The organism is Wolbachia endosymbiont of Oryzaephilus surinamensis, from assembly GCF_025617515.1.
Taxonomy (GTDB): domain Bacteria; phylum Pseudomonadota; class Alphaproteobacteria; order Rickettsiales; family Anaplasmataceae; genus Wolbachia.
Map to the genome: position 1 here is coordinate 57,322 of NZ_CP092526.1, position 11,935 is coordinate 69,256.

Below are 11,935 nucleotides of genomic sequence, written 5' to 3' on the forward strand. Positions count from 1 at the left end.
GCCATAAAAATATGCATTTATTTACCATAAATTGTATAATATTCCTAAAATGAAATGTTAAAGTTACTTCAAACTGAATGATTTCTTTAATTCCATGTTATTCAGCAGTGTAAAATATTGCTACACAATAGTATTTATTCTAAAATAAACTTTCCTTTTGAGCTATTTTATTAATATCCATTCTTACGGCTGCACTAAAATGAAAAAGATAAAACTCGGAATACTAATTTCAGGTAGAGGATCAAACATGCAGGCTTTAATAGAAGCATGTCAAGATCAGAATTTCCCTGCTGAAACTGTGTGTGTTATCACAAATAATAGTGAAGCTGGAGGCCTTAAAATAGCAAAGCAAGCAGGAGTTTCAGCGTTTGTTGTTGAAGATAAGCCACTTGATACTGATAAAATTCATGAAATACTTGTTCAACATAAGGTTGATTTAATTTGCCTTGCAGGGTTTATGAGAATTATAAAGGCCAATTTCCTGAATAAATGGCATAACAAAGTTATAAATATTCATCCCTCTTTACTTCCGTCATTTAAGGGCCTAAATGCTCAGGAGCAAGCTCTGAAAGCGGGTGTAAAAATTACAGGATGTACTGTGCATTATGTTACTCCTGAAATTGATGCTGGAGCCATAATCGCTCAAGCTACTGTTCCAGTGTTACCAAATGATGATGTTCACAGTCTCTCAGAGCGCATTCTAGCTGAAGAGCATAAGTGTTATGTAAAAGCAGTAAGATCAATAGTAGAAGGTATTAACTATTGACCTTGAGCGTTTCTTCCAACTTCAACAAAAAATAAATTTTCAGGATTCAGTAAAGAACTTGCCAGCTTGTTTACTTTTTCCAATTGAACATCATTAATGATATTTGCATAATTATTTATATGGTTAATATCACGATCATCTATCTGCATACTATCCAGTAACGTTGCTGTATTCGCATTATTGGATAGAAAAGAGAAGATAAGGTTATTTACTAAACTGGTTTTTGCATCCTTGAATAATTGTTCGTCAATTCCTTCCTCTTTTATTCTGCTAAATGTATCTTTTACTGCTGATATAGCTTTGCTAGCAGTGGAACTATCAGTACTCATAAATCCAGATATAATATTTCCATGCTTATTAGGAACATTACGTGCACTAACACCATAAGTAATACCTAGATTTTGTCTCAACTCTTTCATCAGTATTGAGTTTAGACTCATACCACCAAGCGCATTAATCAAAACACTAGCATTATAGTAATTAGGGTCTTCATATGCTATGCCTTTTTGAGCAAAAAGTATTACACTCTGTGGTATATCCATAAAAACGCTCTTACTTTCTGCAGGCCCAAATTCATTTTTTACAGATACCTTCCTAACTTTCGATCTTTTTGATGGTAACTTAGATAAATATTTATCGAGCAGCGTACTAACTTCTTCTTTTGTTGCACAACCAACAATACTAATAACGATATTATCCTTAGTAAAACTACGCTTTATGTATGTTAAAACATCGTCTCTAGTAATGTTCATTATAGTGTCTAGAGTTCCATATGGATCTCTTGAGTAAGGATGTTTTTTGAACAACAATGTATCTAACTCTTTTGCAGCAATAAAATAAGGGTCTTTTTCAAAATTATTAAAGTTTACTTTGGCTTTTTCGAATACTCTATTTAACCCCTCAGGATCAACTTTAGGGCGCATTATAGCATCACTCAGTAGTGAAATTGCATCCTCTAGATTCTCAGATAAAGTGTTTAATGAAACCCTAAATGCTTCTAAACCAGAAGTAAAATTTAAACTAATTCCTTTATCCTCAAGCTTTTTCGCAAAATCTTTGGCATCATTTTTTCCTGCTCCTTCTTGAATTACAAGAGAAGTAAACCAAGCAAGCCCCTGCTTTTCTGCACTTTCATACACACAACCTGCATCTTTGAATGATATATTAAGTGAAACTTTTGGTAGATCATGGTTTTCAACAAATAAAAACTTAAATCCTTTATTAGTAGTAACCTCCTCTATATTTAAGTGACTGCTTGCTTGCAAATTAAAGCCTAGACAGAAAAAAAATAGAAATACATATTTACTTATCTTCATTATTACCTCCTTTTGGTAGCAAACGACCAACTAATTTATTAGTAGAAAAGATAGCGTGAACTTTATTATTTACATCCTCTAGATTGACATCATTAATTTTGCTATATGAAATGTCTATTTCATCAAGTGGAATACCTAGTGCTAGACGTGGTATATAAAACATTGCTATATTAGTTAAATCAGATAGATTATCAAGCTGTGCTGCTTTGTATTTAGACTTTGTACTTTGCAACTCTTCACTTGTTATTCCTTCAGAGTTAAAGTGATTAATAGAATTTTCTAACTCTCTTGCAACAGCATCCAAATTCACCCCGCTTTTTGGAGTTACCCGAATCTCAATGTAACCATTACTAAAAGCTAAGCTATTATAATAAGCAAACACTTCTACTGCTACATTCTTATCTAGAACTAAATCTTTATATAGCTTACTAGACTTGCCATTCCCCAAAACATCAACTGCCAAATCAACAGGAAAAGTTTCACTTATTTGCTCAAATAAAGGAACACTATAGCGAAAGTATAAAACTGGCTCTTTTACTTCAGTGCTTTCTAAAATTACCGATATATCTGCATTATGTATTGAATCTTGGTTCGGATAATGCTTCACTACAGGCTCAGCTTTAATTGCACCATATTTTTCCTTTGCTAATCCCACTACTTCTTCAAATTCTACATCACCAACAACGAGCAGTATAGCATTACCTGGATGATAATAGTTATCATGAAACCTTGTTATGTCATCTTGATTGTAAGTTTTAATATCGCTCTCCCAACCAATAACAGACCTACCATAACCATTACGATAAAATGCACTGTTCATTTCCTCCCATAGTAAAGCTTCAGGATTATTATCAAATCTCATCTTTCTTTCTTCTAATACGATATTTTTTTCTCTATCTATTTTGTCTTGAGTAACATCAAAATTGCCCATTCTATCTGCTTCAATTTCCATTGCTAGTGGTAAATCTTTTTTGAGAACTAATTCGTAGTAGCAGGTGTATTCTTTAGTGGTAAAAGCATTAAATTGGGCCCCAATGCTGCCCAAAGTGGATTCTATGTCTTTAAATTTTCCTGTAGTTTCAAACATTAAGTGTTCAAAGTAGTGAGCCAATCCTGCTTTGCCAATTGGGTCATCCATTCCCCCAACTTTATATATTATTGCATGAAAAACAGCTGGAATTCGGTGATTAGGTACTACATAAACATCCAATCCGTTACTGAGCTTAGCATGCTTTATGATTTCAGCTTCCAAAGAAATCGGACAAATGAAAAAAAACACAGATAGTATAAAAAAACTAAAGAATTTGCGAAGCATTATTTCATTCCTCATTTTGCTTAGAGATAGACCTATCATATATATACCACTTATATAACAATGTACACATTCCACAAACTATAGATAGATCTGCTAAATTAAAGGCTGGCCAATACCAATCATTGATATGAAAATATATGAAGTCATATACAGCTCCCCAATAGATTCTATCAATTACATTTCCGATCGCTCCACCAATCATCAGAGAAAAACTAAGGTAAATTGACTTATCATTAGATTTATATATCAAGTATGCAAGTATACCAATTATTAATATTGAACATGCTGAAAAAAAGAAGCTGCCATGCGGCAGAGTACTACACATTCCAAAGCTAATTCCTGAATTCCAAACTTCAACTAATTTCATAAAACTAGTAATCTCGATTGACTCCCCCTCATCAATCAAAGAGTTTATATACAATTTACTTGTTTGATCGAATGATACTATAATCAATATAATAACTAAACATATCCTTTTCATAAGTTTATCTTTAACTGGTAAGCCTTCATTATATCACGGTCTATCTGTTTTGTTAACTCGTTAATACTATGGAATTTTTTTTCTGCCCTAATAAATTTTAAAAGTTGTATGTCAACCTTAAAATTGTATACATTTTCGTTGAAGTCAAATATATGCATTTCTACTATAGGTTTTTTTAAGTCCTTAAATGTAGGTCTCATACCAATGTTGACTACTCCATATAGCCAACTTGAACTATTTTCAGAAAATGCAACTTTGGCGTAATATGTACCAAGCTTAGGTTTTATCATGTAATCTTCTATCGGAATGTTTATGGTTGGAAACCCTATTTCTCTACCTCTACATGCACCTTTTGTTACAATACCAGAAACTTGATAAGACCTACCAAGCAATTTATTAGCAATTTCTATTTCGCCTTTTTGTAAACACTCTCTGATTGAGGAAGAAGAGCAAATTTTTCTATCGATTATCAATGGCTCTAATTTAGTTAAAGAATATTCATACATCTGAGAATATTTTTCTAGAGTTAATATGTTACCCAATCGTTTGTGACCAAAAGTACAACTTTCTCCAACAGTTATATGTTTAGCACCATACTTCTTTACCAAAATCTTACCAATGAAGTCATCGCAGCTAACCTCAGAAAAACCTCTATTAAAATTAATAATATACAAGTAATCTATACCATAGCTGCTGATTAGTTCCTTTTTTTGTTCTTGGTCTATTAACCTAAAATTGTTCCTACTAAATAAAACAGTTGATGGGTGAGGCTCAAAAGTTAAAACTGCAGAGGGTAATCCTCTTTCTTGTGCTACCTTCTTTAGATTGGAAATTGCAAACTTATGTCCTAAATGAACGCCATCGAAATTTCCGAAAGTTAGTGCCACATTATCTTTTATCCCTTGCTCACAGTTGTAAATAATTTTCATACAATTTGATATTTTATATATATTTTTTATATATAATAGTTGTATTTTATGAACTATGGAGATAAATCGTGAAAAACACTAAAGGAAAAGTTGTAATATATGTGAAGAAGTACTGCCCATTCTGCAAGAAAGCAAAAGAGTTATTGGATGAAAAAGGTGTGAAATACGAAGAAATTGATGTACTTAGAAACTCGGATTTGTTTGACGGTATAAAATCAAAATATAACGTCAGGACAGTTCCACAAATTTTTATTACTGATGAAAATGGTGATTATGTACATCATATTGCTGGATGTGACAAATTGATGGACCTTGAAAAAGAAGGAAAGTTGGATAATATGTTAAATAACAATGAAGATAGCATTAATGCAACAGCTTACACAAGCGGCAGTGATGAACACGAGGGATGTAATATAATACATAATGAAGATTTTATGTGATTTTTTTGTCTTACTGTTGCTGGCATACCCACTTTAAACAATTTTTAATGAATTAAAAATACAATTCATCTAGTGAGTTTTTTTAGTGGGAAAAAATGATAAAAAATATTATAATTGTTAGCAAAAACTTAATTAGTATTGAATTAATTAACAAACAAGATTTAGAGAGTTTCATCAAGATTTTCACAGTGCTTGATAAGCATATAGCAGCTAAAACTCTTTTTACAGAAGAAGTGACAATAGAGTATAAACAACACAATTGCATAGAAGTTGTTGAATTGATAAAAGATACAGGTTTTACATATCATGATGTTGAGAATGTGTTAAATCACCTAAGTAATCATGGAATGAAAGTACCAAGTAGCGTTATAGCAAGCACCCTTTCTTCTTCATACAATCACGCACTTGAGTCTAAGGATGTAGCATTTGCCTGTTCTAAAGGGTTGCCACAATTTTACATCAGGGTAAATAAGAATACCTTTATAATGACTCCTATAAGTGAAGAGAATCTGGAATTGAATTCGCAAAATAGCAAAATGCTTATAGAGTCATTAAAGAGCGAAAAAAGCACTTATGATTGCATAGTGGAAGAAAATATCATCAAAGTTATAGTGCATTCTGAAATACATCAGGCTATAAACTCGATTATAAAATCACTGATAAAGTCTTGCCTTTTAGCAAGAGATGAAGAAGAAAAATTCAAAGAGAAATTGAGACAACTTGCTTTTAAAGATCAAGCTTTCGTTGAGTATTCTAGCATCAAAACCATTCATAGATATCCGAATAACCATCCTCTGAGAAAGCATGAAAGTGTTATTAAAGATATAGAAAATATTTTATGTGATTTCATAATAAATGAGAACAGCGGGTTTGCTATAGAGCGGTTAAATAGACTGGGCTCAGAAGTCTCTCCAAATACTCCAAGAATCATCACTAAAACTATAGATAAGCTTGTTAAGTTTCACTAAAATGTTGTTGGAATGGTTTTAGCCAATGTCTACATATATCTGATTTTTACTGATTGAGTGGAGCAATTGAGCTGCTCTCTGTCATCCCAGCGTTTAACACTGGGATGATTTCGTTGTATGGTATCTTATATAGTGTTTTACAAATTCACATAGCTATTTCAAATTTACCCATATCAATGTCAGTAAATTTATTGAGAAAATATCACTTAGTTCTTTAAATTTATGTTTTTGAATATATATTAATCATTTATTTTCAAAGCCTCAATAAAAGCATTTTGTGGGATGTTTATGTTTCCTACAGAATGCAATCTTTTCTTACCTTTCTTCTGCTTTTCAAGCAGCTTCATCCTTCGTGTAACGTCTCCACCATAGAGCTTGGCTGTTACATCTTTTCTATACGGGTTAATCGTTTCTCTAGCAATAATTTTTCCGCCTACTGCCGCTTGAATCGCGATTTTATATTGCTGGCGTGGTATCAAGTCTTTCAAACGTGCACATATTTCACGGCCTCTTTTTTCTGCCCTGCTTTTATGAACAATGCAGGCTAACGCATCCACAGGTTCTCCATTAACTAAAAAACTTAATTTATCTATCTGACTTTCCTGATAATCGGATATTTCCCAATCTAAACTTGCATATCCCTTGGAAATTGATTTTAGTCTATCGTAAAAATCAAAAACAACCTCAGACAGCGGTAATTTATACTTCAGTAGTGCTGTTGTCGTATTACCAACATAAGATAAATCCTGCTGTTCTCCTCTCCTCTCTTCACACAGAGATAGAATCTCTCCTAAATATTGATCAGGTACCATTATAGTTGCAGTGATCCACGGTTCTTCCACTATTTCAATTTTTGTAGGGTCTGGCATATCGCTTGGGTTATGGATATTTAAAACTTTACCATTTTGTGTTTCAACTTTATATATAACACTCGGTGCAGTTGCTGTTAGATCTAAATCAAATTCTCTTTCGAGTCTTTCTTGAATGACTTCAAGATGTAGCATTCCTAAGAAACCGCAACGAAATCCATAACCTAGGGCATTTGACGTTTCAGCATCAAATGTAAAACTAGCATCATTTAAATGTAATTTTTCTAGTGCTTCCCTTAAATATTTAAAATCATCTGTGTTATTGGGAAAAATACTGCAAAATACTACAGGATGTACTTCTTTAAAGCCAGGTAATGCCTTGCTGCACGGCCTTTTCTCTTCAGTAATAGTGTCTCCTACTTTGCAGTCTGCTACTTCTTTCATTGAAGCAGTTATAAAACCAACTTCACCTGCTGAAAGTTCACCAGTCATAACTTTTTTAGGAGTGAAAATACCGATATTATCGACCTGATATGTAGCATTATTAGACATCATAACGATTCTCATGCCTTTTTTTAGTACTCCATTTTTAACTCGCACTAAAATTACTACTCCTAGGTAAGGATCATACCAACTATCAACTAAAATTGCTTGCAGTGGAGCATTTGTATCACCTTGAGGAGCGGGAAGTTTTGTCACTATAGCTTCAAGTACATCCTTTATCCCAAGACCAGTTTTTGCCGATATCAAAATTGACTCACTTGCATCAATACCAATTACTTCTTCAATCTGAAGCTTTACCTTTTCTGGATCTGCAGCAGGAAGGTCAACTTTATTGAGCACAACTATTATCTCATGATTATTGTCAATTGCCTTGTACACATTTGCCAGAGTCTGAGCTTCAACTCCTTGGCTGCTGTCCACCACCAAAAGTGAGCCTTCACATGCAGCTAAGCTTCGGCTGACTTCATATGAAAAGTCAACATGACCTGGTGTGTCCATGAGGTTGAGGCAATATTTATTACCATTATTTGCAGTGTAATTGAGTCTTACCGTTTGTGCTTTGATTGTGATTCCGCGTTCACGCTCTATATCCATTGAGTCAAGTACCTGATTGGTCATTTCCCTTGTCTCAAGACCGTTACATTCTTCTATCAAACGATCAGCAAGAGTTGACTTCCCATGATCTATATGTGCTATTATTGCAAAATTTCTTATATTGTTCATAGATCTACTTATTTAAGTAGATCTATTTTACATTTTAAGTATTACAAGAGCAATTACTTATATCTCTCTTTGCTAAAAACATTAAGCTGTCCTTGCCAATGGACGGCAATGCTCATTAGCTGATGCTTGCTTCACTGTGCTACTTGGATCTTCTTGCTGTCTACACGTTTTTACTGCATCAGCAAGGCTTAGGTAAGCATCACCAACTTTAATCTTTACATCTTTATTTTTTTCTAAATCCGCATCAGTTGGTCTATCACTTATTATTCTAATACTATCATCACTGTTAGCACCTAATGTAATGCTACATTCCTTTCCGTCTACATACCAGTTAAACTTTATTCCATATTGAACTGTGGTACCTATATGATAATATCTAATCCCCTCATGTATTTTACCACTGATAAATTCTTTTTGATCTCCACTTGAAAGAAGAAGACCGGCAATATTGTTTTCTTTACAAAAATCACTATTTAAAAATTCGCTTACTTTAATATCTGTGCTTTTATTGTCTTCTTTTAGCTTAATTATTGTATAAAGAAGATCTGAATTACTATCCCTTTTGATTGACATCGCATCAATAGTGCCGTTTTCTATATACTTGCTAAACTCTGCTTTAGCTTTCTCTTCTAACTCTTTTTTCCTTGCTGCACTTTGTTCTTGTTGTTGCATGTTTTCTAGCACTTCTTTCATTTTTTTTTGGAGTGATTCGATATCCTGGATTAACCCGGATTCATCAAAGTTGAAGATCACGAATGCTTGGCCCAATCTTGTCTTCAATTCTTTAATTATGTTTACTATCTTTAAGATAGACTCTAAGTTTTGATAATGTACAATAATTTTTTGAGCATTTAGGCTACCCTTATTGCCATCCCAGTCAGAACTAATGTTATCAAATATTGAATTAAGTCCTTTATAAATGGTTATCAATTCATTTGATTCCTCTTTGCCTATTCCATTACTTTTAATACTGCTAATACAATTATTGAATAACTCTATCTCTTTAGAATCTGCAAATAATACACCATACAATTTTTTATGTGCTACTGCATCTTGTATCTTTTGTTTTAGTTTCTTTAATTCTTCTAATTCATCACTATTCATACATTTTACCTCATAAAACTATTTAATATTATATACATAAACATTAGGGAATGTTAGCACTTTCTATATGCTTGCGCACTTCCTATTATTCCTTTAACATAGCTGACACTTTTTTTGAATGAGAAATCACTTTATTAATCATATAATTCTCATGATTGTTATCTATTTTAGGCAGCTCATACAGATAATTCACCATTATTCCGGCTGACTGACTAATGCCTTTTTCAGAAGTATCAGCCATCCAGTTGATTTGTTTGATTGATGCACCATTGCTTAAATGAAAGTGTGCTACTGGATCATAAGCACCTCCACCACTGCTTTTAACCTTTAGCAAATAATGTGCACAAAGTTTCAGTAGGGACTGTTTTTCGCATTCAATGTTAGTTTTTATGCTTTCTAAAATTTCTGTACCTGATTGTTTTATATTAAGCTTACCTAATAAAGCTACGTCTTGATTTTTTAGCCATTTTGTAAATCCAGGAACTGGAGAAAGAGTTGCATACACTTTTACGCTTTTAAATTCTTGCGATAGTTTTTCTACGACTCTCTTTATTAAAAAGTTACCGAGGCTAATTCCAGATAAACCAGTTTGAGTGTTTGATATTGAATAGAATATAGCAGTACTTGCACTGCTTGGGTCACTTGAAGGAACTGACTCGTCCAAAACGTGTTGAATACTATCTGCAATCTCATTCATCAGTGCAACCTCTACAAAAATTAAAGGTTCATTTGGTATTTTGTAATGAAAGAAAGCAAAACAGAGATGATCAGAATCTAGTCTGTTTTTTAAGTCACCCCAAGAGGAAATTTTATGTACAGCTTCATATTTTATAAGTTTTTCCAACAATGATGCAGGTGAATCCCAGGTGATTTGATGAAGATCAAGTAGATCAACATCAACCAAAGTACAAAGTATACTTTTTAATTCGTTTTCTAGTGGACTTAGACTTTTATATTGATTCTTCAGCTTGAGTACATCAGAACGCATATCAACAATAAACTTAAGGCCCTCCGGTAAGGAGATAAACTGCTTCAATATTTTAGAGCGTGGTGATTCAAGGACTTTTATTAAGTCTTGTTCAAACTTATAGCTCGACTCAGAATCTTGATTTTTCTTATATACTTTCATTTCTTCATCTATTTTCGTTTTATCCGGATTGAACTTTTCTGCCAGGGTTTGTAAAAATTTTATTTGACCTGCCTCTGATAAACTCAAGTACAAATTACCAAGAGATACGGTGTTCTTACGTGCTGAGACTTCACCCCCCTTTGGGTTTAAGCATTCGTTCATCTTCAAGACTAAACTATCGACATCGCGACTACTACTTAAATCAGGGCCAATATTGCCAACCCATGACCTTACAGCATCTGCTACTTCACCTAATATTTTAAAAAATCCCTTTGTTGCTTTCTTATCTTCAACTTTTACTATATCAGTTTTTGCTAATGATTCTTTTGTCATATGTTCCTTTTATCGTGTATCTATCTTAATTTAAAGAAAAATCTTAGTCTATAAAGAAGGCATATATTTTCATGGTACAACTATTTTACAATCTATTTAAAATTTTCGTAAAGAGAGTTAGATTTTTAATTTCATTATTTCTCTTACAAAAGTACTTTTATTATAAAAATGCCCTTTTGCCTCTTTCTTTTCCGGGTAAGGCTGATTTTTTAATTACCTAGTCGAAGTTACTTAATTTTTACACATCTATTGTAAAGTACAAAATCTGACTTTGGAATGAAAATGCTAGCTGATGCTTGGACTTTATTGATAATTACGCTACTTGAAACTATACTTGGTATAGACAATTTAATCTTTATTTCTCTAGCAATAGATAAGGTGCCAAATCTGCTGAGAGAAAGAGCCCGCCTTATAGGTTTTGGCTTAGCGCTATTGATGCGTTTTGTAATACTATTTTTTACATCATATATACTATCAATGCAAAAGCCTATATTTCACGCTGTATCGCTAGATATCTCAGTAAAGGATTTACTTATGATTGCAGGAGGGTTATTCCTTATTGTTAAAGGTTCTATAGAGTTATGGAGCGAAATTTTTGTACATAAGGAGAACAAAACAAAGGCAAATGTTAAATCACAATTTTTTTTAGTTGTGCTACAAATTATATTAATAGACTTAGTTTTTTCGGTTGATTCAATATTAACTGCCATAGCATTAACTCACAATATGATAATCATTGCCATAGCATTTACATTTTCCATATTAGCGATGCTATTTTCATCAAATTATACCGCTCAGGTAATAAAATCCAACCCAAGCTTAAAAGTAATTGCCATTCTATTTATTTTACTCGTCGGTGTATATCTAACACTTGAAGGGCTTCACATAGAACTACCAAAAGCATATTTGTATTCTTCATTTATGTTTGCAGTGCTTGTGGAAGCTATAAGCAAAATAAAGACAATGCGGCCTTGAAATTATTTTGCACAAGGCAAAAGTCTAATTTTTATTCCGGTGTGTGACGAATATCTGTACGAACATTTCGATGTCATCCGAGTAGCTGACACTGGTTCTTTTTTTCTGGATTCCAGCGTTACGCGCTGGAATGACATTAAATA

11 protein-coding genes are annotated in these 11,935 nt (G+C 33.0%); 4 read left to right on the forward strand and 7 right to left on the reverse strand.

Annotated elements, in window-relative coordinates; translation table 11 throughout:
- Positions 1-199 precede the first annotated feature (199 nt).
- Positions 200-766 carry a phosphoribosylglycinamide formyltransferase gene (gene purN, locus MJ631_RS00265; RefSeq protein ID WP_007301943.1) on the forward strand — a complete coding sequence of 189 codons (567 nt, stop codon included), beginning with the start codon at positions 200-202 and terminating at the stop codon, positions 764-766.
- On the opposite strand, the gene MJ631_RS00270 is transcribed toward purN, so the two are convergent.
- From MJ631_RS00270 to ribF, 4 genes are read right to left on the reverse strand one after another with little or no spacing between them, the layout of a single operon-like run.
- On the reverse strand, positions 760-2,082 hold the full coding sequence (locus tag MJ631_RS00270) for a M16 family metallopeptidase (RefSeq protein WP_214303276.1): 1,323 nt from the start codon (positions 2,080-2,082) through the stop codon (positions 760-762). The two genes, purN and MJ631_RS00270, sit on opposite strands and share 7 nt — an antisense overlap.
- The gene (locus MJ631_RS00275; RefSeq protein ID WP_012481845.1) at positions 2,069-3,397 is read right to left on the reverse strand and encodes a M16 family metallopeptidase; all 1,329 of its coding nucleotides are present in this window, start codon (positions 3,395-3,397) and stop codon (positions 2,069-2,071) included. The genes MJ631_RS00270 and MJ631_RS00275 overlap by 14 nt, the downstream gene beginning before the upstream one ends.
- 4 nt (positions 3,398-3,401) lie before the next feature.
- Positions 3,402-3,878, reverse strand: coding sequence for a signal peptidase II (gene lspA / locus MJ631_RS00280; protein WP_007301940.1), 477 nt, complete (start codon positions 3,876-3,878; stop codon positions 3,402-3,404).
- Positions 3,875-4,807 carry a riboflavin biosynthesis protein RibF gene (gene ribF / locus MJ631_RS00285; protein ID WP_019236620.1) on the reverse strand — a complete coding sequence of 311 codons (933 nt, stop codon included), beginning with the start codon at positions 4,805-4,807 and terminating at the stop codon, positions 3,875-3,877. The genes lspA and ribF overlap by 4 nt, the downstream gene beginning before the upstream one ends.
- A 68-nt stretch (positions 4,808-4,875) precedes the next feature.
- On the opposite strand from ribF, the gene MJ631_RS00290 reads away from it, so the two are divergent.
- Both MJ631_RS00290 and MJ631_RS00295 read left to right on the forward strand, forming a co-directional pair.
- A complete protein-coding gene (locus tag MJ631_RS00290) occupies positions 4,876-5,247 on the forward strand; it encodes a glutaredoxin (RefSeq protein WP_006015443.1) in 372 nt (123 codons plus the stop codon).
- A 95-nt stretch (positions 5,248-5,342) separates the two neighbouring features.
- On the forward strand, positions 5,343-6,215 hold the full coding sequence (locus tag MJ631_RS00295) for a hypothetical protein (RefSeq protein ID WP_007301937.1): 873 nt from the start codon (positions 5,343-5,345) through the stop codon (positions 6,213-6,215).
- 239 nt (positions 6,216-6,454) lie between these two features.
- Here MJ631_RS00295 and lepA read toward each other — a convergent pair whose 3' ends face one another.
- The 3 genes from lepA to MJ631_RS00310 form a co-directional block, all read right to left on the reverse strand.
- The gene (gene lepA, locus MJ631_RS00300; protein WP_213863771.1) at positions 6,455-8,251 is read right to left on the reverse strand and encodes a translation elongation factor 4; all 1,797 of its coding nucleotides are present in this window, start codon (positions 8,249-8,251) and stop codon (positions 6,455-6,457) included.
- Positions 8,252-8,332: 81 nt separating this feature from the next.
- A complete protein-coding gene (locus MJ631_RS00305; RefSeq protein ID WP_262986377.1) occupies positions 8,333-9,355 on the reverse strand; it encodes a hypothetical protein in 1,023 nt (340 codons plus the stop codon).
- Positions 9,356-9,440: 85 nt separating this feature from the next.
- Positions 9,441-10,817: a malonyl-CoA decarboxylase gene (locus tag MJ631_RS00310; protein ID WP_019236618.1), complete on the reverse strand. Its 1,377-nt coding sequence runs from the start codon at positions 10,815-10,817 to the stop codon at positions 9,441-9,443.
- Positions 10,818-11,099: 282 nt separating this feature from the next.
- On the opposite strand from MJ631_RS00310, the gene MJ631_RS00315 reads away from it, so the two are divergent.
- Positions 11,100-11,792: a TerC family protein gene (locus tag MJ631_RS00315; protein WP_263858710.1), complete on the forward strand. Its 693-nt coding sequence runs from the start codon at positions 11,100-11,102 to the stop codon at positions 11,790-11,792.
- Positions 11,793-11,935 lie beyond the last annotated feature (143 nt).